Annotated in this window: 22 protein-coding genes; 6 read left to right on the top strand and 16 right to left on the bottom strand. The window is 67.2% G+C overall.

The genetic code is table 11. The features are described from left to right. The first annotated feature begins 197 nt into the window (after positions 1-197). The 3 genes from AC5P7E_RS10805 to AC5P7E_RS10795 all read left to right on the top strand — a co-directional run bounded on the left by AC5P7E_RS10805 (position 198) and on the right by AC5P7E_RS10795 (position 4451). On the top strand, positions 198-1916 hold the full coding sequence (locus tag AC5P7E_RS10805; protein ID WP_223846376.1) for a wall associated protein: 1719 nt from the start codon (positions 198-200) through the stop codon (positions 1914-1916). A 180-nt stretch (positions 1917-2096) separates the two neighbouring features. After that, entirely contained in the window at positions 2097-3740 is a 1644-nt protein-coding gene (locus tag AC5P7E_RS10800; protein WP_005408605.1) for a catalase, read from the top strand. 108 nt (positions 3741-3848) lie between these two features. Further along, positions 3849-4451: a DUF937 domain-containing protein gene (locus tag AC5P7E_RS10795; RefSeq protein WP_114618563.1), complete on the top strand. Its 603-nt coding sequence runs from the start codon at positions 3849-3851 to the stop codon at positions 4449-4451. Positions 4452-4489: 38 nt separating this feature from the next. On the opposite strand, the gene AC5P7E_RS10790 is transcribed toward AC5P7E_RS10795, so the two are convergent. Continuing rightward, positions 4490-4897 carry an RNA-binding S4 domain-containing protein gene (locus tag AC5P7E_RS10790; protein WP_005408603.1) on the bottom strand — a complete coding sequence of 136 codons (408 nt, stop codon included), beginning with the start codon at positions 4895-4897 and terminating at the stop codon, positions 4490-4492. A 9-nt stretch (positions 4898-4906) separates the two neighbouring features. Then, complete coding sequence (locus AC5P7E_RS10785; protein ID WP_005408602.1) at positions 4907-5146, bottom strand: hypothetical protein; 240 nt, start codon at positions 5144-5146, stop codon at positions 4907-4909. Between the two features lie 62 nt (positions 5147-5208). Between AC5P7E_RS10785 and AC5P7E_RS10780 the strand changes: the two genes are divergently transcribed. Continuing rightward, the gene (locus tag AC5P7E_RS10780; protein ID WP_005412657.1) at positions 5209-6669 is read left to right on the top strand and encodes an MATE family efflux transporter; all 1461 of its coding nucleotides are present in this window, start codon (positions 5209-5211) and stop codon (positions 6667-6669) included. Positions 6670-6786: 117 nt separating this feature from the next. Here the strand turns inward: AC5P7E_RS10780 and AC5P7E_RS10775 are convergent, their stop codons facing one another. From AC5P7E_RS10775 to ffh, 10 genes are all read right to left on the bottom strand, one after another. Then, a complete protein-coding gene (locus AC5P7E_RS10775) occupies positions 6787-7194 on the bottom strand; it encodes a DUF1801 domain-containing protein (RefSeq protein ID WP_099524814.1) in 408 nt (135 codons plus the stop codon). A 38-nt stretch (positions 7195-7232) separates the two neighbouring features. Then, a complete protein-coding gene (locus AC5P7E_RS10770) occupies positions 7233-7667 on the bottom strand; it encodes a DUF1801 domain-containing protein (protein ID WP_062606757.1) in 435 nt (144 codons plus the stop codon). A gap of 80 nt (positions 7668-7747) precedes the next feature. Further along, complete coding sequence (locus AC5P7E_RS10765; protein ID WP_114618628.1) at positions 7748-8128, bottom strand: DUF6404 family protein; 381 nt, start codon at positions 8126-8128, stop codon at positions 7748-7750. A gap of 82 nt (positions 8129-8210) precedes the next feature. Further along, positions 8211-8612 (bottom strand): 50S ribosomal protein L19, encoded by a 402-nt coding sequence (rplS, locus tag AC5P7E_RS10760; RefSeq protein WP_005408597.1) that lies wholly within the window; start codon positions 8610-8612, stop codon positions 8211-8213. Positions 8613-8766: 154 nt separating this feature from the next. Then, positions 8767-9525, bottom strand: a complete 759-nt coding sequence (gene trmD / locus AC5P7E_RS10755; protein WP_005412653.1) for a tRNA (guanosine(37)-N1)-methyltransferase TrmD — start codon at positions 9523-9525, stop codon at positions 8767-8769. Between the two features lie 8 nt (positions 9526-9533). Further along, complete coding sequence (gene rimM / locus AC5P7E_RS10750) at positions 9534-10046, bottom strand: ribosome maturation factor RimM (protein WP_005408595.1); 513 nt, start codon at positions 10044-10046, stop codon at positions 9534-9536. Between the two features lie 44 nt (positions 10047-10090). After that, complete coding sequence (rpsP, locus tag AC5P7E_RS10745) at positions 10091-10351, bottom strand: 30S ribosomal protein S16 (protein ID WP_005408594.1); 261 nt, start codon at positions 10349-10351, stop codon at positions 10091-10093. Between the two features lie 97 nt (positions 10352-10448). After that, positions 10449-11261, bottom strand: a complete 813-nt coding sequence (locus AC5P7E_RS10740) for an aminotransferase class IV family protein (protein WP_099481557.1) — start codon at positions 11259-11261, stop codon at positions 10449-10451. Further along, entirely contained in the window at positions 11258-12334 is a 1077-nt protein-coding gene (locus AC5P7E_RS10735) for an NAD(P)H-dependent flavin oxidoreductase (RefSeq protein ID WP_114618562.1), read from the bottom strand. Before AC5P7E_RS10735 ends, AC5P7E_RS10740 begins: the two co-directional genes overlap by 4 nt. A 91-nt stretch (positions 12335-12425) precedes the next feature. Next, positions 12426-13802, bottom strand: coding sequence for a signal recognition particle protein (ffh, locus tag AC5P7E_RS10730; RefSeq protein ID WP_053511887.1), 1377 nt, complete (start codon positions 13800-13802; stop codon positions 12426-12428). Positions 13803-13924: 122 nt separating this feature from the next. Here ffh and AC5P7E_RS10725 point away from each other — a divergent pair, with 122 nt between their 5' ends. Continuing rightward, a complete protein-coding gene (locus tag AC5P7E_RS10725) occupies positions 13925-14719 on the top strand; it encodes a cytochrome C assembly family protein (RefSeq protein WP_005408590.1) in 795 nt (264 codons plus the stop codon). A 97-nt stretch (positions 14720-14816) separates the two neighbouring features. Here AC5P7E_RS10725 and AC5P7E_RS10720 read toward each other — a convergent pair whose 3' ends face one another. The 4 genes from AC5P7E_RS10720 to radA form a co-directional block, all read right to left on the bottom strand. Beyond that, positions 14817-15281 carry a YqhG/Tai3 family protein gene (locus tag AC5P7E_RS10720; protein WP_005408589.1) on the bottom strand — a complete coding sequence of 155 codons (465 nt, stop codon included), beginning with the start codon at positions 15279-15281 and terminating at the stop codon, positions 14817-14819. A gap of 92 nt (positions 15282-15373) precedes the next feature. After that, a complete protein-coding gene (locus AC5P7E_RS10715) occupies positions 15374-17680 on the bottom strand; it encodes a tetratricopeptide repeat protein (protein WP_114618561.1) in 2307 nt (768 codons plus the stop codon). Positions 17681-17728: 48 nt separating this feature from the next. Then, positions 17729-19585, bottom strand: a complete 1857-nt coding sequence (locus tag AC5P7E_RS10710) for an ATP-binding protein (protein WP_114618560.1) — start codon at positions 19583-19585, stop codon at positions 17729-17731. A 121-nt stretch (positions 19586-19706) separates the two neighbouring features. After that, on the bottom strand, positions 19707-21083 hold the full coding sequence (gene radA / locus AC5P7E_RS10705) for a DNA repair protein RadA (protein ID WP_005408586.1): 1377 nt from the start codon (positions 21081-21083) through the stop codon (positions 19707-19709). 150 nt (positions 21084-21233) lie between these two features. Between radA and AC5P7E_RS10700 the strand changes: the two genes are divergently transcribed. Continuing rightward, on the top strand, positions 21234-23291 hold the full coding sequence (locus AC5P7E_RS10700; protein WP_114618559.1) for a putative bifunctional diguanylate cyclase/phosphodiesterase: 2058 nt from the start codon (positions 21234-21236) through the stop codon (positions 23289-23291). Positions 23292-23360: the final 69 nt, after the last annotated feature.

Raw genomic sequence — 23360 nt, 5'->3', positions numbered from 1 at the left:
CGCGGAGAATCCTGCATACTCGGCCACGCAGACCGCCACAGGGGAGCTGGGGCGCCGTTCCGCACAGTCACTGAAACTGCGATCCCAGTGGCATGCAATGGGGCCGGGCAACATGCCGCAGCATCGAAGCGAGGGGATTCGATCACGAGGGAACGAACATGCGGCGTACGGTTCTAGCGTTGTTGCTGGTGTGTGGCGTGGCCGATGCACAGGAATTCGTAAGCAGCGAGCGTACCTACGACGAACGCCTGCGGGGTGCGCGGGTCGCGGCGCTCGGCGATGATCTGTTTGGTGATTCCCTAAACAGGAAGGATGGCACGCTGCAGTTCTCGCAGACCGATGTCGTGGTGCCGACCAGCAGTGGAATGCGGGTCGCATTCACCCGCACAACGCCGAAGCAGAAACAGGGACTGGATCGCGCTGCCGCCCCGCTGGGGGCGTCCTGGGAGATCGATGCCCCCTACATGATGGGCTCCTACGATCAACGCCGGGGCTGGAATGCGGCGGGCGGCGGCCGCTGCAGCGGCAGCAACCTGTCCCCGACCGAGTGGGTGGGCCCGTCACCGGACTTCAACACCCGGGTCATCCCGAAGCACACCTATTGGAGCGGCATCTTCATCAACCTCCCTGCGGTCGGTTATGAATCCCTTTTGCTGAAGGAAGCAGGGGCAAGCCTGCCCCAGGATGGGGCAACCTACATTGGCACCTCGGCCAGCCAGTGGCGCGTCAGCTGCCTGCCAGCCATCAGGAATGGAACCGGCGAAGGTTTTGTGGTGCGGACCACCGATGGCACCCGTTACTTCTTCGATTGGATGGCGGTCCGCGACCAGCACGACGTGCTGGCCAACGAGTACTATCGTGATGGCAATGGCAATGGCACATCGCAGCCCTACCTGCTGGTTCCGGTCGTCGATGTCTTCCTCTACGCGACACGTGTCGAGGACCGCCACGGCAACTGGGTCAGTTACAGCTACGACGGTGCCAACCCGACCCGCCTGCTGGCGATCATTTCCAATGACGGAGCCCGGATCGATATCGACTATGACGCGCAGGGCAAGATCGGCGCCGTCCGGGCCGGGGATCGCACCTGGCGTTACTACTACGTCGACAGCTACTGGGGGCGCACGCTCAACGAAGTCGTACTTCCCGACCAGTCGCGCTGGACCTTCTCCACCGACCGCCATGTGGGCGCCATGCCGTGGACGATGGTGCCCCCCGTCCTGAATCCAGGCTTCTACATGAATTCCTGCGCGCAGAATGCAACGGGATTCCGCTCGGAAGATGCCGGCGACCCGGCCTTCAACGATGTGATCACCATGCGCCATCCCAGCGGCGCACAAGGGGTGTTCTCGCTTCGCCAGTTGATCCACGGATCGGACAACACGCCTGGCAGCTGCGGCATCATCGGCACTAGTTCCTCCAACTTCGGGTTTGGCTCATTCGGCATTCCCAATGCCTACATGGCCAAGTCGCTGGTATCCAAGACCCTGTCCGGGCCCGGCATCCAGCCCGCCTCCTGGACGTACACATACTCACCACACTGGTCATTCACCGGTGGCTGCACCTCCAACTGCGTTTCAACAACCTGGGAAAACCGGCCCGACGGCGTGCAGGCCGAGTATGTCTTCGGCAACGACTACACCGCCAACATCGGCGACCTGCAGATCGAGCGCCTTCGCCGTGCCGGCCTGGTGGTACAGGAAACCCGGTATGTGAAGGCAGCCGCATCGGGGCCCTACCCCGCACGCTATGGAACGCAACTGGCGCCACGCGGGAATCCGCTGACCACCCAGATCCGGCCGATGCAGGACACCCAGCTGCGCCGGGACGGGATGCTTCATCGTCGTTATGTGGATGCATTCGACGGCCTAGCGCGCCCGGTGCGCATCGTCGAATTGAGCACTGCTGGCCCATGATCGGAGCGTGTCGGGATGCGAGCCGCCGGGCGACCGGAACAAGGCCCCGGCAATGAATTCCCGACAATCGATAGACAGAAGCTATAGAAGTGAATGATTCATTCGATTATTCATTTCATCTGGCCATAGCTAAAGTCGAGTGAAGATGTTCCACCCCGTCTTCACCCGCAGGAGCCAGCCATGAGCCAGTCCGATAACAACAGCCCCAAGTGCCCGTATCACACCGCGCCGTCGCCTGCGGAAGGCGCCCAGCAGCAGCGTGAACTGAGCACCACGCCCAAGCAGAAGCACGGCGATGATCCGGTCACGCCGATGACCACGGCCTTCGGCGCACCGGTGGTGGACAACCAGAACAGCAAGACCGCCGGCCCACGTGGCCCGCTGCTGATGGAAGACGTCTGGCTGCTGGAGAAGCTGGCCAACCTCAACCGCGAGATCATTCCCGAGCGCCGCATGCACGCCAAGGGCTCGGGCGCGTTCGGTACTTTCACCGTCACCCACGACATCAGCAAGTACACCCGTGCCAAGCTGTTCGAGAAGGTCGGCAAGCAGACCGAGATGTTCGCGCGCTTCACCACGGTGGCCGGCGAGCGTGGCGCCGCCGACGCCGAGCGTGACATCCGCGGCTTCGCGCTGAAGTTCTACACCGAAGAAGGCAACTGGGACCTGGTCGGCAACAACACGCCGGTGTTCTTCCTGCGCGACCCGCGCAAGTTCGCCGACCTCAACAAGGCCGTGAAGCGCGACCCGCATACCAACCTGCGCAGCGCGCGCAACAACTGGGACTTCTGGACGTTGCTGCCCGAAGCCCTGCTGCAGGTGACCGTGGTGATGAGCGACCGCGGCATCCCGCGCAGCTTCCGCCACATGCACGGCTTCGGCTCGCACACCTACAGCTTCACCAACGCCGACAGCGAGCGCTTCTGGGTGAAGTTCCACTTCGTCAGCCAGCAGGGCATCGAATCGCTGACCGACGCGCAGGCGCAGATCCTGGTCGGCCATGACCGCGAAAGCCACGGCCGCGACCTGTTCGCCGCAATCGAGAAGGGCGACTTCCCGAAGTGGAAGCTGTTCATCCAGGTCATGCCCGAGCTGGAGGCGGAAACCTACCGCATCCATCCGTTCGACCTGACCAAGGTGTGGCCGAAGAGCGACTACCCGCTGATCGAAGTGGGCCAGTTCGAACTGAACCGCAACCCGGTCAACTGGTACCAGGACGTCGAGCAGTCCGCGTTCGCACCGAGCAATCTGGTGCCCGGCATCGGCCCGTCGCCGGACAAGATGCTGCAGGCACGCCTGTTCGCCTATTCCGATGCGCAGCGCTACCGCCTGGGCGTGAACCACCACCAGATTCCGGTGAACGCCGCACGCTGCCCGGTGCACAGCAACCACCGCGACGGTGCGATGCGCGTGGACGGCAACTACGGCGGCCTGCCGCACTACGAGCCGAACAGCTACGGCCAGTGGCAGGAACAGCCGCAGTACCGCGAGCCGCCGATGAAGATCCGCGGTGACGCCGACTTCTGGAATTTCCGTGAGGACGACGCCGACTACTTCAGCCAGCCCGGTGCGCTGTTCCGCAGCTACAACCAGGCACAGAAGGACCGCCTGTTCGCCAACACCGCCCGCGCCCTGGGCGATGCGCCGGACTTCATCAAGCAGCGCCACATCGACAACTGCAGCAAGGCCGACCCGGCCTATGGCGCTGGCGTTGCCGCAGCGCTGAAGGCGCTGGCCAGCCAGCCTTCGGATCCGTTCAAGCCGGCGCAGCCGGAAGCGGACTTCCCCACCGCGACCCCGGGCGCCGAAGACATCGAGCTCTGATCGCCCTGCCCCGTGAACAGCACGCCGCCTCCCCGTGAGGCGGCGTCGCCGTTTTAACGGTCCGCGTCGTACCTTCTGCACGCCCCACCCCAATCAAGGATTCCGCAGATGAGCCTCACCGACGAACTTCTCGCCAAACTGCAGGGCGCCCCGCTGCAGCAGGTATCGCAGCAGCTCGGCATCAGCGACACCCAGGCTTCCGGCGCGATCAGTGCCGCGCTGCCGGTGCTGATGGGCGCGCTGGGCAACAACGCCTCGCAGCCGCAGGGCGCGCAGGCGCTGCTCGGCGCGCTGCAGAACAACCACAGTGGGCTGGACCTGGGCAGCGTGCTCGGTTCGGTACTGGGCGGCGGTGGCGGTGGTGCCGCCAGCGATGGCGCCGGCATCCTCGGCCACATCTTCGGCGGCAACCAGCAGAAGGTGGAAACCGGCCTGGCCCAGGCCACCCAGCTCGACAGTGGCCGCACCAGCCAGCTGCTGCAGATCCTCGCACCGATCGTGATGGCTTTCCTCGCCCAGCGCCTCGGTGGCGGCCAGGCCGACGCCGGCTCGCTCAGCCAGGCCCTCGGCCAGGAAAAGCAGCAGCTGCAGCAGCAGGGCGGTCTTGCCGGCGGCCTGCTCGGCAGCCTGCTGGACCAGGATGGTGACGGCCAGCTCGGCGTGGGCGATCTGCTGAAGATCGGCGGCAGCCTGCTGGGCGGCAAGCGCTGAGCCAAGGGGGCGCCGGATCCGGTCTGGCGCCCTGCTGCTTACAACGCGTCGATATCGCCGAGCGCGCGGATCAACCGCCGTGCGCGCTTGTCCGGCTTGTGCTCCGGCGGCTGGAAACCATCGCGCGCCGCGATGCGCAACGCGCGCTGTTCGGCACGGCGCGCCTTCGAGGCCTCACTCTCGGCATACAACTGCTGCGCCGTCGGCGCCGGCCCGCGCTGGTCGCTCAGGCCCAGCACCTGGATCTCGAAATGCTCTTCGCCGCGGTCGACCTGCAGCTGCTCACCGACGCGCACTGCGCGTGAGGATTTCGGGCGCTGCCCGGCGACGCTGACCTTGCCGGTCTCGATGGCCTGCTTGGCCAGGCTGCGGGTCTTGAAGAAACGGGCCGCCCACAGCCAGATGTCCAGGCGGACACTGGGCGACAGCGGGGAAAGCTCGGTCATCGGCAGGGACTACTCCGTTCGCTTGTTCAGGGGACGCGGGTTGTCGGGGTCGGTGCGGCAGCCACTGCCCCCGATCAGGGTGGGAACGCCGGCGGAAAGATCCTGGCGCTGGCTGCCGACCAGGCACTCGGGGCGGTCGGTTGGCCGCACCTGGGTATCGCCCAGCCGGTCACCTGTCGAACATGCGGCCAGCGCGGCGCCGATCAAGGCCAGCGCCAGCCTTCGCTTCACCTGCAGTCGTTGACGCATTGCCACATCCCGCAAACCGGCTTGGTGCTAGTGTGCGCCTCCCGGGATTCGATCACCACTCCATGGCCAAAGCGCCGCTTGACCTGACCTCCGGCCCGATCGGCCGCAATCTCCTGTTGTTTTCCCTGCCGATCCTGGCCGGCAACATCGCGCAGTCGCTGAACGGTTCGGTGAATGCGGTCTGGGTCGGGCGCTTCCTCGGCGAGGCGGCACTGACCGCCACCGCGAACGCCAACAACATCATGTTCTTCCTGATCGGCTCGGTGTTCGGCTTCGGCATGGCCTCGACCATCCTGATCGGCCAGGCGATCGGCGCGCGCGACATCCCGCAGGCGCGGCGCGTGGTGGGTACCAGCGCCACCTTCTTCATCGGCCTGTCGGTGATCATCGCCATCGCCGGCTGGTTCATGGCCCATCCGCTGCTGGCGGCGATGGGCACGCCGGCCGCCTCGCTGCCATTGGCCGAGGCCTACCTGCAGATCATCTTCCTGGCGATGCCGACGCTGTATGCGTTCGCCTTCCTCACCGCCGCGCTGCGCGGTGCCGGCGACTCGCGCACGCCGTTCCGTTTCCTGATGGTGTCGGTGGCACTGGACATCGTGCTGAACCCGGTTCTGATCTTCGGCATGGGGCCGTTCCCCGCGCTGGGCATCGCCGGCTCGGCCTGGGCCACGCTCGTCGCGCAGACGCTGTCGCTGGCCGGCCTGCTGCTGTACATGCGGCACAAGCGCCACACGTTGTGGCTGGGCCGCGCCGACATGCGCCTGTTCAAGCTCGACCTGACCATCCTGAAAGCGCTGGTGCTCAAGGGCGTGCCGATGGGCCTGCAGATGGTGCTGATCTCGCTGTCGGTGATCCTGCTGATGACCATGGTCAACCAGTACGGCACCGACACCGCCGCCGGTTACGGCGCTTCCCTGCAGCTGTGGAACTACCTGCAGATGCCGGCGATGGCGATCGGCGCGGCGTGCTCTTCGATGGCGGCGCAGAACGTCGGTGCACAGCGCTGGGACCGCGTACGCGGCACCGCACGCCAGGGCGTGCTGTTCAATTTCCTGCTGACCGGCGCGCTGATCCTGCCGCTGGTCCTGTTCGATCGCCAGCTGCTGGCCCTGTTCCTGCCGCCGGCCAGCCAGGCGCTGGACATTGCCCGTCACCTCAACCACGTGGTGATCGGCTCGTTCCTGTTCTTCGGCGTCAGCTTCGTGATCTCCGGCGTGGTGCGCTCCACCGGCGCGGTGATCCCGCCGCTGCTGATCCTGGCTGGTTCGCTGTGGGGCGTGCGCGTGCCGTTCGCCGAGCTGCTGCAGCCGTATTGGGGCGCCGATGCGATCTGGTGGAGTTTCCCGGTCAGCTCGCTGGTTTCGATGCTGCTGTCGCTGGCGTACTACCGCTGGGGCGGCTGGCGCAAGGCGAAGATGATCAGCAAGCCCTCGCACGCCGAGGAACTGGCCACGCCCTCGGAAATTCCTGCCTGCCCGCCGTCGCCGGTGGCCGACCCGGATGCCGCACCGCTGCGGTAGTGCCGGCCGCGGGCCGGCAACCTCATGGGCCAGTGAACGCCACGGTAGTGCCGGCCGCTGGCCGGCAACCTCACACCTCTCCAGCAGCATCGCGGCACAGCCGGCCAGCGGCCGGCTCTACCGCTTCTTCTTCGCCGCGTTGAACATGGCCGCCGCGCGCATCAGCGCCTTGAACGCGGCGGCATCCGGCATCGCGCCTTCATGGATATCGATCGCGCGCCGCGTGTTGCCCTCCAGACTGGCGTTGAACAGGCCCTTCGGATCGGCCAGCGCCGCGCCATTGGCAAACGTCAGCTTCACCGCCTGCTTGTAGGTCTCGCCGGTGCACAGGATGCCGTTGTGCTCCCACACCGGTGTACCCCGCCATTTCCAGGTTTCCTGCACGTCGGGCAGCGCCTCTTGGATCAACGCACGCACGCGTGCCAGCGCTTCGCCACGCCAGTCGCCCAGTTCGGCGATGCGCGCATCGATCAGTTCGGCGGCCGGGGTTCCGGCATCAGCCGGGTTGGGTGCATGCGTGGCCATCAGCGGCTCTCGTCGGCAAGGAGATCAGAACGGTGGGCTTACATGTGTTCGCCGGGCAATGCCGCGGCCTGGCGCACCCAGTCAAGAAACCGGGCTTCATCCAGTACGCCATCCTGTGCAATGTGCAGGTAGCGCGTATCGGCACTCCTGGACGGCTCCGGCGGCACCGGTTTCAGCGCAGCGCCGCGGAAGAACGCCACCTTGATATAGCGGGTGAAGCAATGGAAGCTGAGAAACCAGCCTTCGCCCGCGGCCACCGCATACATCGGCGAGTTCCACTTCACGGCCTTGTGCACCCCGGGTACGGCCTGTTCGACCAGCGCATCCAGCCGTGCGCCGATCGGCCGCTTCCAGTCCGGCATCGCCGCGATATAGGCCTGTACCGTGGCATCGCCCTCGCCCTTGGCGATCTGCGGATTACCGCCTGACAACAGCTTGTGCGCAGCGGAAGGTGCGGTTCGCTTGGCAGGCATCGCACGGCACGTCCATCGGGATGATGCCGGCAGCCTACCGCGGCCTGTGCCGGGCGGTCACGGCGCAGTGCGCCATCGGCTCAGTCCGCCTGCCCCGCGCGGAACTGGCGCCACTCCGGCAGCTTGCGGTGCCGGCGCAGCGCGCGCATCAGCGCCGCCATCACCATGCCGAACAGCGCTCCGGCCAACAGCCCGGCCACCACCAGCAGCGCCAGCGGACGCTCACTGCCCTGCCACAGCATCAGCCACATCAGTGCGGTCCAGAACAGCCCGAACAACAGGCCCTGCACCAGCGCATTGGTACCGAAGCCGGCCAGGATTGGCGGTGGCAGTGCGATGCCCATGCGCCACAGCAGGCGATGCAGCAACGGCGCCGACTGCACACGCGCCAGCCCCTTGCCGTCGAGGAAGCGCAACGCCGACTGGATCACGGCGGGATAGCGCGGGTTGATGTCGTTCATCACCTGATCGTGGCCGATGCGATGCCGGAAACGCAAACGGCCACCCGAAGGTGGCCGTCGCGGCAACAACCGAAGTTGTTTATCAGGCCTTTTCGGCCAGACGGGCAGCCTTGGCGGCAGCAGCGGCAGCCAGGTCTTCCTTGATGCGGGCAGCCTTGCCTTCCAGGCCACGCAGGTAGTACAGCTTGCCGGCGCGGACCTTACCACGACGCTTCACTTCGACCGAGTCGATGATGGCGCTGTGGGTCTGGAACACGCGCTCGACGCCGTAGCCGTGCGAGATCTTGCGCACGGTGAACGAGGAGTTCAGGCCGGCGTTCTTGGTGGCGATGACGACGCCTTCGTAGGCCTGCACGCGCTCGCGGCTGCCTTCCTTCACCTTCACGTTGACGACAACGGTGTCGCCCTGGCTGAACTTCGGCAGTTCACGGGTGATCTGGGCGGATTCAAATTCCGCGACGATGGACTTGTTCAGCTTGCTCATGGGTTACACCGATTCTTGTTCGGGTGGGCGTGTCATGTAGACAACGTGGGCTCATGCAGTCACCGGACTGTGCTGCACGTTTGTTGTGGGTACTGCGCGCGCCGGCCTGGGCTGGCGGTAATTGGCCATGATAGCCGATAAAGCCGGCCCTGCGCTAGGGGTCGGCCTTCTGCTTCTGGGCCTGACGGCCCTGTTCCAGCAGCGTGCGGTCGGCCTTGCCCAGCGCCTGTTCATCCAGCAGGTCCGGGCGCCGCTGGGCGGTACGGACCAGCGACTGCTGGCGGCGCCACGCGGCGATGGCCGCATGGTTGCCTGAGCGCAGCACGTCCGGCACGTCGCCCAGAGGGTGCTGGGCCGGCTGGCTGTAGTGCGGGCAGTCGAGCAGGCCCAGATCACCCTCGAAGCTGTCCTGGGCCGCTGATTCAGCGTCATTCAGGGCCCCGTCCTGCAGGCGGGCCACGGCGTCGATGATGACCGCCGCACCCAGCTCGCCACCCGACAGCACGTAGTCGCCGAGGGAGATTTCCTCGTCGACATTGGCTTCCAGGAAACGCTCGTCGATGCCCTCGTAGCGGCCACAGAGCAGGACCATGCGCGGCAATGCCGCCAGTTCCCGCACCTTGGCCTGGGTCAACGGCGCCCCCTGCGGGCTGAGATGGATCACCCGCGCCGGGGTCGGATCAGCATCGCGGATCGCCTGCAGGCAGGCCTGCAACGGCTCGATCAGCATCACCATGCCCGGGCCGCCACCGAATGGACGGTCGTCCACCCGGCGGTAGTTGCCTTCGGCGTAATCACGGGGATTCCAGCCATGCAGGCTGAACAACCCCTTCTCCTGCGCGCGCCCGACCACGCCCAGTCCAGCGGACTGGGCGAGGAACTCGGGGAACAGGGTGATGACGTCGAAACGCATGCTCACACTCAGAACTCGGGATCCCAGTCGACCACGACCAGGTTGGCCTCGAAATCGACCGACTTGACGAAGTCCGGCTGCACGAACGGGATCATCCGCTCGCGGTCACCCCGGACCACCACCACGTCGTTGGCGCCGGTGCTGAACAGGTGCGAGACCTGGCCCAGGGCAACGCCCTCGGTGGTCTTCACGTCCAGGCCTTCCAGGTCCACCCAGTAATACTCATCGGGCTTCGGCGGTGGCAGGGCACTGCGGGCCACGTAGATCTCGGTGCCGCGCATCGCTTCGACGGTATCGCGGTCCTCGACGCCGGGGAAACGGGCGACCAGGTGCTTGCCACTGTCGCGGCCACGCACACCTTCAATCGTGGTTTCCACGCCGGACGGGCTGCGCACGATCCACGGCTGGTAACGGAAAATGGCGGAACGTGGCTCGGTCCAGGACTCGAGCTTGATCTCGCCGCGCACACCAAAAGCGCCGACAACCCTGCCCAGCAGGATGCGGCGCTCGATATCTTTCATCTGCTTCAACCAAGAGGGCCACGCCGAAGCGTGGCCCGTCAGGATCAGGCCGCAGCGGCCTGGGACTTGGTCGCTTCCTTGATCAGGTTGCGGACCTTGTCGGTCGGCTGGGCGCCGTTCTTGACCCAATGGTCAACGCGGGCCAGGTCCAGCTCGATGCGCTTCTCGCCGCCCTGGGCGACCGGGTTGTAGAAACCAACGCGCTCGATGTTGCGGCCGTCGCGCGCACTGCGCACGTCGGTGACGATGATGTGGTAGAACGGACGCTTCTTGGCGCCGCCGCGGGTCAGTCGAATCTTGACCATGGTGTTTTTCCTATTGCCCAGTCGCCAGGATGGCGAGGTAAGCGGGCGATTATAGCGGCAGAGCCCGGCCGAGCCAACCCCGGGGGTTCGCTTGGGGTCAGATCGTTTTTGCGCCGCAAAGGGGATCTGGCCCCAATCTGTCCCAAGGCACCGCCGCCAGCACCGCCCTGCCCCGTTCAGCCAAGGCCTGCGAGCCAGAAAACACGTGCCCGTCGATGGCCTCCAGCGCCCACAGGCCGCTGGCGTTGCAGGCAAAAGCGGCCTTCACACTGCCCAGTTCAGCCAGCGCCAACGGCCGCGTCAACTGCGCATCGGGCCAATGCCGCTTCAGCAGCGCTTCGGCCGTACCGCGCAGGGCCGGCGCCTGCGGCCAGAGCAGCCGTTCACCATCGTGCACGGCCAGGTTCCAGGTGCTGCCTTCACTCACGTCGCCATCAGCGGTCACGAACAGCACATCGTCGAATCCTTCGGCCATCGCCGCGCGGCGCTCGGCGAACAGGCCAAACGTGCCCACGTGCTTGATCTGCGGCATTTCGCGCTGCCAGACCACGCTGCGCACGCGCTTGGGCGCGATCAGGGCCACCGGCGCTGATACTGCCACCAGCACGTCCACCGGCACCGCCGCCAGCGGGTTGCGGAAATCGAACCGGCGCGAGTACACCGTCACCCGCAGCGAGGCATCGGCCAGGCCGGCCTGTTGCAGGGCCTGTGCCATCCAGGTCTGTACCTGCACCGTATCCAGCTCGCTGCCGAACAGTTCACGCGTCGCCTGTGACAGCCGCGCCAGATGCAGGTCCAGTCCCTGCACCGCGTGGTCGCGCACCTGCAGCGAGGTGAAATGGCCGTAGTTGACCAGCGCCGGCAGCAGATCCTCGACCTGTGCCGGCAGGCCGTTGCAGGTCACCGTCATCGCAGCAGCGCCTGCGCCTGGCTCCACATGCCGCGCACCACGTCGGCGGCCGGCTGTGCCGGCGCCATCCACGCCGACTGCCCGGCCCAGGCCTGCATCGCCGCCAGGCGGTTTTCCTGCGCGGCCTGCTTGCGCATCGGCGCGGTCAGCCCGCGCTGCACCGGGTACGGGCGTGGCGCCGGGGCGCCTTCTGCGGCAGCGGCGCGCACATAGGCGGTCGCCAGGCCGCGGCCCAGGCGGCCGCTGAAGGCGCGGGTCGGCCAGGTGTCTTCCGGTTCGCTGGCGGCCAGCCCATCGGCCCACGCCGAGGCGATCGCGGCTTCGGGCGTGCGCAGGAACGCGGTGCCGATCTGCACCGCGCTGGCCCCCAGCGTGAGCGCGGCCGCGATACCGCGGCCATCGGCGATACCGCCGGCGGCAATCACCGGGATCTGCAGGTGATCGGCCAGGCGCGGCAGCAGCGCGAACAGGCCGACCAGCTGGCGCTCGGCCATCGCCGGATCGAACGCACCGCGATGGCCGCCCGCTTCCATGCCCTGCGCCACCACCGCATCGGCACCGGCGTCCTGTGCTGCACGCGCTTCGGACAAGGTAGTCGCGCAGGCGATCCAGGCAATGCCGGCATCCTTCAACTGCTGCACGTGGCGCGGCAGCAACACACCCATGATGGTCGAGGCCACCGCCGGGCGTGCGGCCAGCAGCGCGGCGAACTGTTCTTCGAAGTCGGCGGGCGTGGCATCGGCGGCGCTGGCCGGCACGTCCGGCCCCCACTGCGTCAGGAAGGCGCGGCTGGCAGCCTCGGCGGCAACGTCACGGGTCGGCACCGGATCCGGCACCCACAGGTTTACCTGCGCCGGGCCATTGGAAGCGGCGCGGAAGTCATCCATCCAGCGGCCGATATCGGCGGCCGGCGACAGCACCGCACCCATCGCGCCCATGCTGCCGGCATTGGCCAGCGCGGCCGACAGCGGCACCGGGCAGGCACCGGCCATCGGTGCCAGCAGGATCGGAAGCTGCAATGAAAAACGCCGACAGAAGGTGTCGGCGCGTTCAAGAATCGGCGATGCATTCACGCGACATACCTGTTGGAGAAGTCGCCATCCAGCATACGCCAGTCATTGTGACCGGGGCCGCGTCGCAATGCGCGCCGGCCCCGTCGCTGCATCAACGGAACGGCATGCCGCGGCCGCCCATGGCGCCCATCATGCCCTTCATGCTGCGCAGCATGCCCTTCATGCCGCCGCCGGCCATCTTGCTCATCATCTTTTCCATCTGCATGTACTGCTTCATCAGCTTGTTGACGTCAGCCGGCGTCACGCCCGAGCCCTTGGCGATGCGCGCGCGGCGCGAGCCGTTCAGCAGGTTCGGGTTGCGCCGTTCCTTCTTGGTCATCGAGCTGATGATGGCGATCATGCGCGGCACTTCCTTGCCCTGGCTGACCTGCTGCTTCAGATGGTCGGGGATGTTGCCCAGGCCCGGCAGCTTGTCCATCAGGCCGCCGATGCCGCCCATGTTCTGCATCTGCTCGAGCTGGTCACGCATGTCGTTCAGGTCGAACTTCTTGCCCTTGGCGACCTTCTCGGCCAGCTTGGCCGCCTTGTCCTTGTCGACCTGCTGCTCGACCTGCTCGACCAGCGACAGCACGTCGCCCATGTCGAGGATGCGGCTGGCGATACGGTCCGGGTGGAACACGTCCAGGCCTTCCGGCTTTTCGCTGACGCCGACGAACTTGATCGGCTTGCCGGTGATGTAGCGCACGCTCAGTGCGGCACCGCCACGGGCGTCACCGTCGGTCTTGGTCAGCACCACGCCGGTCAGCGGCAGGGCATCGCCGAAGGCCTTGGCGGTGTTGGCCGCGTCCTGGCCGGTCATGGCGTCGACCACGAACAGGGTTTCGGCCGGGTTCACCGCAGCGTGCAGGGCCTTGATCTCGGCCATCATCGCTTCGTCGATGGCCAGGCGGCCGGCGGTATCGACCAGCAGCACGTCGACGAACGACCTGCGCGCGTCGTCGATGGCGGCACGGACGATGGCTTCCGGCTTCTGGTCGGCACTGGACGGGAAGAACAGCACGCCGACCTGCTCGGCCAGGGTCTTCAGCTGTTCGATCGCGGCCGGACGGTAGACGTCGGCCGAAACCACCATCACCTTCTTCTTGCGCTTTTCCTTCAGGTGCTTGGCCAGCTTGCCCACCGTGGTGGTCTTGCCGGCGCCCTGCAGGCCCGCCATCAGGATGATGGCCGGCGCGGGCACATTGAGGTTCAGGTCGCTGGCTTCGGCGCCCATCACCGCGGTCAGCTCGTCGCGCACGACCTTGATCAGCGCCTGGCCCGGGGTCAGCGACTTCAGCACTTCCTGGCCGACCGCTCGTACCTTGATGCGCTCGATCAGGGCCTGCACCACCGGCAGCGCAACGTCGGCTTCGAGCAGCGCGATGCGCACTTCGCGGGTCGCCTCGCGGATGTTCTCCTCGGTCAGGCGGCCACGGCCACGCAGGCGCTCGATGGTGCCGGAAAGGCGCTGGGTCAGGGACTCGAACATGCGGCGCAACCTGTCTGAAAGCGGGGGACAATAAGGCAGACAGTATAACGGGTCCGGCTGTCTCCCCGGACTGCGGCCACGGGGCCGTCGCCACCACCGCAGGGGTGTGCGAAACTGCAACGATGACAATCGTTCTCATCGCCGTCCTGCTCTACCTGGCTGCCAGTGCCCTGCTGGTGCGCGCGCTCGGCCGCGATGAAACCACCGGCTCGCCCACCTGGCTGTGGCCGGCCCTGCCGGCGATGCTGCTGCATGGCAGCTACCACGTGATGGTGGCGATGCGCACCAACGGCGGGCCGGACATGCACTTTTTCGCCGCGCTGTCGCTGGTCGGCCTGGGCATGGCCTGGCTGACCTCGCTGGTCGGCGCACGCGGGCGGATGTCGGCGCTGGGCGTGGTGGTGTTCCCGCTGGCTGCCGTGCTGCTGCTGGCCTACCACGGCTACGGCCACGAACCGAGCAAAGTGCTGGGCTGGCGCCTGGCCAGCCACGCCTGGCTGGCGCTGCTGGCCTACGCCACGCTGAGCATCGCCGCGCTGCTGGCAATCATGCTGTGGCTGCAGGAACGCGCACTGCGTCGCCGCGAGTTCCGGCCGTGGCTGCGGGCGCTGCCGCCGCTGGCCGACCTGGAATCACTGCTGTTCCGGGTGATCACCGTCGGCTTCGCGCTGCTGACCCTGACCCTGGTCACCGGTGTGCTGTTCGTCGATGACCTGCTGGCACAGAAGCTGGTGCACAAGACTGTGCTGAGCGTGCTGTCGTGGGTCGTGTTCGGCGTGCTGCTGGTCGGCCGCCGCCGCTACGGCTGGCGCGGCATGAAGGCGGTGCACTGGACGCTGGCGGCAATGCTGTTGCTGCTGCTGGCGTTCTTCGGCAGCCAGTTCGTGATCGAACTGGTGTTCGGGCATACGCGATAGAAGCGTGCCGACCAACGGTCGGCACCCACCACATCACCTGGTAGTGCCGGCCGCTGGCCGACAACTGGACCGCACCCTGTGTGGATGCTGCCGCCGGTCAGGGCACCGGCTGGGCCAGGATCTTCCGCACCGAACGGCCGCTGTTGGTGAGGATGTCATCGACCTGCCAGCAGCCCTGGCCCTGGCGCACCATCGGCAACCGGGTCACGTAGGCCTTTTTCCAGACCAAATAGCGCATTTCCACCTGGCCAGTGGTCGCCGAGGCCTCTTTCCAGCTGTAACGCACGGGGCTGTCGATGTCGCCATCCTGCGCATCCAGCCACGGATCGGAATCGATCGTACAGATGCCCTCCTCGCGCTGCTGGCAGGCACGCTCATCACGCAGCGCCTTGCCGAAGGCCGCGCTGACCAGCGCGGCCGGCGGATCCAGCAGATCACCGTTGCCGGTCGTCGCCTCGTAGAAGGCGCGGGCCACAGCCGCAGGCTCCCGGCAGGCGGGAGCAGCCTGCACGGTGGGGGCCAGCAGCAGCCCGGTGATCACGAGCATCCCTGTCTTTCGCATGTATTTCTCCTTGAGGGAGTGCCGGCCGCTGGCCGGCACTACAGGATATCCCGGTGCTGCCGGCCAGCGGCCGGCACTACCCGATACCCGGCTTACAACCCGTAACGCTCGATCACGTCCAGGTGCGGCTGGCGATCCTGGTTGCAGGCTTCGGCCAGGCGCAGCCAGCAATGCGGATGCGGCCACGTCGCGGTCTGCTGCTGGAGGAAGCGGTGCAGCGCCAGCGGTGCATGGTCCTGCGGCTGGGCCACGGTGAACAGCAGGCCGGGCAGCGTGCCGTCTTCCACATCGGGGTCGGTGACGGTGTAGTCCGGGCGGCTGTGCGACCACACCTTCCAACCCTGTGCTTCGGCCGCCTCGACGAAGACGTTCCAGGCCTCTTCGCCCGGGTGCGCGCCATCGATCATCCAGCTGCGGGCGTAGCCGCCGCGTTCCAGCACATGCACCTGCGCATAGGTCGGGATGAAATGCTCGCGTGCTTCCTCCTCCTCGGGTGCCGGATGCACCAGCGCGGCATCGAACACTACCCAGTCGCCCACCTGCTGGGCGCGGTTGGACGGCGCGTTCTCGACGATGCGCGCGGTCACCGGTCCGCTGCGACGGGCGTAGTACTCCATCGGCTCACCGTTCTCTTCGCTGCGGATGATCACCCAGCCCCACGGCTCTTCGACCACGCCTTCCTGGCTGGACAGCTCCATGCCGATCGCCTTCGCCGAGCGACGCACGGCGTCCCAATCCCGCGCCGCGCTGGCGGCACTCATGTGGTCCCAATGCGCGGCATTCGGCTCTTCCAGCAATTCAACCAGCTGCGCGTAGCAGGCCTGTGCTTCGCTGAAGCGGCCGGTTTCCATGTACATGCGCGCCAGCGTGCCGCGCGCGCCGTGCGAACCCGGAGACAGCTCCAGCAGGGATCGGGCCGCCTGCTCCAGCGCCGGCCAGTCGGACACGCGGCGTGCACGCTGCACCTCGCACCAGTGCGCGAACACCGGCACGCTGCCACGGTAGAGATCGGCCAGCTGGCGCAGGCCATCGTCGTCGCCCTGCTCGGCCAGCCAGCGCATCAGCGTGTAGGCCGCGGGACCATCATGCTGCGCATGGCCGCGTACGAACCGCCACAGCAGCGCGCGCGCCTCGGGCTGTGCGCCGCAGGCATTGAGTGCGCTGGCCGCCATCTCGGCCAGCGCCTCGTCATCGGGCAACTCGGCATGCGCCTGCAGCAACCACTGCGCTTCGCGCTCGGGATCGCGCGACTGGTTCTGTTCGCCCTGCGCGTCCAGCCATGCCAGCAGCTCGCCCGCCGGCACCGGCAGCGGTGCGACATCCGGCAACGCGTCGATGCGCGCGGCCAGGCCGGCCACCAGCGCCGCAGCACCACGATCCTGGCGCAGCTGCGCCAGATGCGTGCGGGCCAGTTCCAGCTGCCGCAGTGCCACCCAGCGCGCACCACGCTGCAGCGCCAGCTCCAGGCTCAGCGCTGCCACTTCGATCAGCAGGCGATGCGATCCGACCCGGGCAAAGTGCTCGATGATCGTGTTGAAGCGCGTGCCCAGATCCCAGGTGTTGCGCGCAGGATCCCGCTGGCAGAGCGCGGCGGCGGTGTTGGCCCACAGGCGCCAGTAGTTCGGAGTCAGCTCGCTCCACGGCACCAGCTGCTGCAGCGCCTCTTCGTCGCGGCCCAGCTGGGCCAGCGCCCAGGCCTTGGACAGGCGGCGCGGCACCGTGCAGTTGGCCGGCTCGTATTCTCCGGACGCCGCAACTTCGGCCTCCCGCTTTTCGATCAGTACCAGTGCCTCATCGGCACGGCCCATTCCCAGCAGGATCTTGATCTGCATCTCCGGGAAGCTGTCGAACACTTCCTTGCCACAGGCCTCCACGGCATCGGCCTGCGCCTGCAGGTAATCCAGCGCCGCCTGGCCACGACCATCATCGAGCAGCGCATCGGCCTTCTCGCAGCTCAGGCACTGGAAACACGCCCAGCTCGGGTCGATGCGACCCAGTGTTTCATCGCAGACCTCGATGCGCTCGGGCACCCAGCCCGGGCCATCGATGTTGCCATAGCAGGCAGCCAGATCCTGGGTCACGCAGATCGACTGCGGGCATTCCAGCGTGTCCTCACGGTGCGCACGTTCGAACAGCGCCACCGCTTCGCCCAGCGCGCTCTCGCCTTCGACGCGGTTGCCGACGCGGTTGCGCAGCGCCCAGTGGCCGACATAGACGTCGACCCACGGGTTGTCCAGCGCCTTGCCCAGCGCACGCGCTTCGGGCAGCAATGCATCGACGCGGTCGATCTGCAGTTCACTCACCTCGTCGGCGAGACGGTTCAGCAGGTGCGCGTTCTGCGCCTGGCCGGCCTGGCGCAGGTCACCCTGCAGTTTTTCGACCCAGTTCCAGATGTCCATGGGGTAAGTGCTCCTGTCTAGCGAAGGCTGGATGAGAAGGTACGGTGCTCAGCGCAGCATCTGCTGCAGGGCACCGGCGATATCGGTAAAGGCGCCGTTGAGATCCGGGCCGGGCGTAGCGTTCGCGCGTGCCAGCGGGCGGCCCTGCGCGGCGACGATGATCTTCAGTGAGCGCAGCAGACGGGCTGCGGCTTCGGCCTGTGGATGCCCCTCGCGCTGGGCGCGCAGCAGCGCCTGCACTGCCGGGTTATCGAGATTGAGGTACAGCCGCGACGGCGCGCGCGACTCGATGCGTGCGGTGAACTGCCGGGCCAGGCGCAGCGCGGCCATCGACACGCGCTTGTCGTTCTCGTCGTCTTCCAGGCGCTGCTTCAGCTCGGCTTCGCGGTCGGGCACCACCACCACCGGCAGCGACTCGGGGCTGAAGCGTGCCGGCAGCAACTGCTCGCCATCGCCCAGCTGCTGGCGCAGCCATGCCAGCTGCGCCTCGTCGAGGCTGTCATCGCTTCGGAACAGTGCACGGTTACCCTGCTCGGTCCCAAGTTCAACCAGGCGCAGCCCCTTGGCCTGGGCCCAGCGACGCAGGAACGGCACGACTGCATAGCGGTGGCCATGCGCGACCGGTACCCCCATCGCGCGGAACAGCATCTCCTCGAAGCCACCGCCATTGTCAAGAATCACATGCACGGCACCGCGCGCCGGCAGCGCACTGGCCGGCAGGTCGCCCTGCGAAGTCGGCACGCGCACGTGCTCCAGCAGCAGGTCGAACAGGCGGTCATCGCACAGCGCCGCGCCCAGCAAGGCCTCATTATGGCGCGTGAGAACGCGTCGCCAGGCTTCCGGCTGCTGCCGTGCGACGTCGGCCAGGCCATCAATCAGCGCCTCCAGCAGCGCGTGCTGCACGGCCCGGTACTGGTCATCGCGCTGCAGGTCTTCGCGGCTGGCGGTGGGCGTCAGCCGCGAGGATTCGATCACCCCGCCGATGAAACCGGCCCACGGCGGCAGCAGGTCGCGCGCATCGTCGTCCAGCAGCATGCCGCGCACGAACACCGAAAGATTGCGGTTGTCACTGGTGCCGTAGGTAGCGCCATCCTGGACCCACAACAGGCCGGTGGCATCGCTGTCGCCATCCGCGCGCAGTGGCACGGTGACGATCGGCTCGAAATCGTGCTCGAAGCGCGCAGCGAACTGCAGCGCCTGGCGACGCGCCTGCACCGGATGCACGACGACGTCACCCTGGCTGCGCCACGGCGGCGGCTCGGGGTTGAGCGCCTCGGCCGCAGCACCAATGAAGATCGGCTCGGACAGCAGCGCGCAATAGCGGCCCAGCACCTCGTGCAGGCGCGCCTCGTTGGCCAGCGGCAGGAAATCCGAATGCAGCTCCAGTTCCACCTCGGTGCCAACCGCGCGCGCCGGCATTTCGCTGACGGTGTACTGCTCGGCATTGCTGGACACGTACAGATGACCCAGTTCCGGCGTCTGGTACGAGGTGGTACGCACGCTGACCCTGCGCGCCAGCACGAAGGCCGACAGGAACCCGAGGCCGAACATGCCGATCAGGCCTTCATCGTCCTCCCCGCCCTGGCGCAGGCCCCGGGTGTAGCCGACGCCCACGGTAGCCAGGTAGTCATGGATTTCCTGGCGGGTCAGGCCGGCACCGGTATCGGTGATGCGCAGCACGCCGGCAGCGGCATCGACCTGCACCGAGATGCGCGACGGCACTTCGATGCCAGGCTGCTCGATGCGGCGACGGATGATCGAGTCATGCGCGTTCTGCACCAGCTCACGCAGCGCCACCACCGGGGTGGAATACAGGTGCTTGCCCAGCACCGTCATCAATCCATTGAGATCGACCCCTGCGCGACGGATTTCGGCGTTGGGGGCGGTGAGCGTGGTGTCCTGCATGTAATCGTTTACTCCTGGGCACGGAAAGACGCCAGAGGGCGCCTTCGTCGAGCGGGAAAAACTAGCACAGGCAGGCTGACCGTTGCCGTATACGACGCTTGTAGAGGCAGAGCCCCGCGCATCACGCCGCGTCGATGGCCTCGGACAGGCGCTCCACCGCGATCACTTCCATGCCCTTCACCGAACCGCCCTTGGGCGCGTTGGCCTTGGGCACGATGGCGCGCTTGAAACCATGGGTGGCCGCCTCGCGCAGGCGGTCCTCGCCGTTGGGCACCGGGCGGATCTCGCCGGACAGGCCAACCTCGCCAAAGGCAATCGTCTTTTCCGCCAGCGGCCGGTCCTGCAGCGAGGACAGCACCGCCAGCAGCACCGGCAGGTCGGCCGCGGTCTCCTGTACGCGGATACCCCCGACCACATTGACGAACACGTCCTGGTCGCCGACCAGCACGCCGCCGTGACGGTGCAGCACGGCCAGCAACATGGCCAGGCGGTTCTGCTCCAGGCCGACCGCGACACGGCGCGGGTTCGACAGCGGCGATGCATCGACCAGTGCCTGCACCTCCACCAGCAGGGGCCTCGTGCCCTCGCGGGTGACCATCACGCAGCTGCCCGGCTGATGGGTGCTGCCGCCGGACAGGAAGATGGCCGATGGATTGGAGACTTCCTTCAGGCCCTTGTCCCCCATCGCGAACACGCCGAGTTCGTTGACCGCACCGAAGCGGTTCTTGAACGCGCGCAGCAAACGGAAGCGGCTGCCGCTCTCGCCTTCGAAGTACAGCACCGCATCGACCATGTGTTCGAGCACGCGCGGGCCGGCGATGCCGCCCTCCTTGGTCACGTGGCCGACCAGGAACACGGCGGTGCCGGTCTCCTTGGCGAAACGCACCAGCCGCGCCGCGCTCTCGCGCACCTGGCTGACCGAACCCGGCGCGGCGGTCAGGCTCTCGGTCCACAGGGTCTGCACCGAATCGGCCACGATCAGCCGCGGGCCCGCCCTGGAGGCATGCTGCAGGATCGACTCGACGCCGGTCTCGGCCAGCGCGTTGACCCCATCCAGTGGCAGCTCCAGCCGGTGCGCACGGCCGGCCACCTGCGCCAGCGACTCCTCGCCGGTGACGTACAGCACCGGCAGTTCGGCCGCCATCTTCGCCACTGCCTGCAGCAGCAGGGTCGACTTGCCGATGCCCGGGTCACCGCCGACCAGCACCACCGCGCCCTCGACCAGGCCACCGCCGAGCACGCGGTCGAACTCGCCGATGCCGGTGCTGACCCGGCGGTGCTCGGTCTGCTCCACGTCCTTCAGCGCGGTGATCTTCGGCGGATCGATCTTGCCCGCCCAACCCGCCCGGCGCGACGCCGGCGCCTTGGCCGCCGCCGCGCTCTCCAGCACGATTTCCGACAGCGAGTTCCAGGCGTTGCACTCGGTGCACTGGCCCTGCCACTTGCTGAATTCGGCGCCGCATTCATTGCAGACGTAGGCGGTGCGGGCTTTGGCCATCGGATGATTTCCAGCAACGGGAACAGGCGTGGCAGGATAGCCGAGCCGGGTCGCAGGTGCTGCGACCGCTCAAGTCCCGCCTGCCCGCGCCGATAGCTGTCGCGGGCGTGCGCCTTGCGGGCGCCCCCTCCCTCCCCCTCTGGATTCAACATGACTGGCAGTTACAGTCAGAGCCTGGTCGCCATCTCCCTGCTGGTGGCCATTCTTGCTTCGTACACGGCGCTGGACATGGCCGGCCGCCTGGCCACCGCCGAGGGCCGCGTGGCTCGCTGGTGGCTGGCCGGCGGCGCGGCGGCGATGGGCCTGGGTATCTGGTCGATGCATTTCATCGGCATGCTGGCCTTCGACCTGCCGATTCCGGTCGGCTACGACCTCGGCATCACCCTGTACTCGCTGGCCGTGTCGATCGGCGCCTCGGCCTATGCGCTGTGGCTGGTGTCGCGGTCCAGCCTGCCCTGGCGACGTCTGCTGGCCGGCGCCGTGCTGATGGGCCTGGGCATTGCCACCATGCACTACCTGGGCATGGCCGCGATGCGCATGCAGCCGGGCATCGACTATCACCCGGGCTGGTTCGCTGCCTCCATCGCGGTTGCCATCGGCGCCGCCGGTGCGGCGCTGTGGATTGCCTTCCGCCTGCGTGCCGAGCAGCGCAACACCACGCGCCTGCGCCTGCTCGCCTCACTGGTGATGGGCCTGGCCATCGTCGGCATGCACTACACCGGCATGGCCGCGGCGCGCTTCCCGGAGGGCAGCATCTGCGGCGCGGTCGGCAGCGGCGGCATCGACACGCGTTGGCTGGCGGTGCTGGTGATCGTCACCACGGTGGCGACCCTGGGCATCGCCCTTGTGGCCTCGCTGTTCGACCGGCAGATGCGCGTGCGCACCGGGCTGCTGGCCGATTCACTGGCACACGCCAACGACAGGCTGATCCAGGCCGCCCTGCACGACCCGCTGACCCAGCTGCCCAACCGCATGCTGCTGCAGGACCGCATCGAGCAGGCCATCGAGAAGGCGCGGCGGCGCAACCAGGCGGTGGCGGTGATGTTCTGCGACCTGGACGGCTTCAAGGCGGTCAATGATGCGTACGGACACCAGCTGGGAGATCGCCTGCTGGTGGCGGTGGCGCAGCGTATCGGCGGCCTGCTGCGGCCACAGGACACCTTCGCCCGCCTCGGCGGCGACGAGTTCGTGATCGTGCTGGCCATCGATGTTCCCGACGATGCAGTGGTGGTCGCCGAGCGGATCATCGCGGCGGCGGGCGAACCGTTCCTGCTGGATGCAGCCGAGCTGCAGGTCAGCGCCAGCCTGGGCATCGCCCTGTATCCGGCTGATGCCGGCAACGAGCGCGAGCTGATGGCACACGCCGATGCGGCGATGTACCACACCAAGAAGACCGGCCGGAACGGCTATACGTTCTTCACCCCCTCGATGCAGCTCAGTGCCAACCGCCAGCTGCGCCTGCTGCAGGACCTGCGCAAGGCCATCGCCCGCGACGAGCTGGTGCTGCACTACCAGCCCAAGTTCCCTGCCGCCGGCGCACCGGCCACCGGCGCCGAAGCGCTGCTGCGCTGGCAGCATCCCGAGCTGGGCCTGCTGGCGCCGGATGTGTTCATTCCCATCGCCGAACGCAGCGGTCTGATCCTGCCGATCGGTGACTGGGTACTGGACCGTGCCTGTGCACAGCTGCGCGCGTGGCACGATGCCGGACATTCCGAATGGTCGATAGCGGTGAACCTGTCACCGTTGCAGTTCGCCTCGCCGGCGCTGCTGGACAGTGTGCGCGAGGTGCTGCAACGGCACCGCATCGAGCCGGCGTGCCTGACCCTGGAGATCACCGAGACCACGGCGATGAAGGACGTGGACGCCAGCCTGGCGATTCTCAACGACCTGACCGCGATGGGCGTGCACATTGCCATCGACGACTTCGGCACGGGCTATTCCAGCCTGCTCTACCTGAAGCGCATGCCCGCCACCGAACTGAAGATCGACCGCGCGTTCGTGCACGATCTGGAATGCAATGAAGAGGATGCCGCCATCGTCTCGTCGATCATCGCGCTGGGGCGCACCCTGCAGCTGCAGGTGGTGGCAGAGGGTGTGGAGACGCAGGCACAGCGCGAGTACCTGAGCGAACTGGGGTGTGATCAATTGCAGGGTTACCACCTGGGCCGACCAATGGACGCCGAGGAGTTCCTGCGCCGGGTGGGGTGAGACCCCATCCACGCATGGCGTGGATCTCCTGGTAGAGCCGGCCGCTGGCCGCCTTCCCGCAATTGCCGG

Source organism: Stenotrophomonas sp. YJH_SMC_25 (assembly GCF_059369595.1).
Note: the sequence above shows the minus strand (reverse complement) of the source record. Positions and strands in the feature narration are given on the sequence as shown.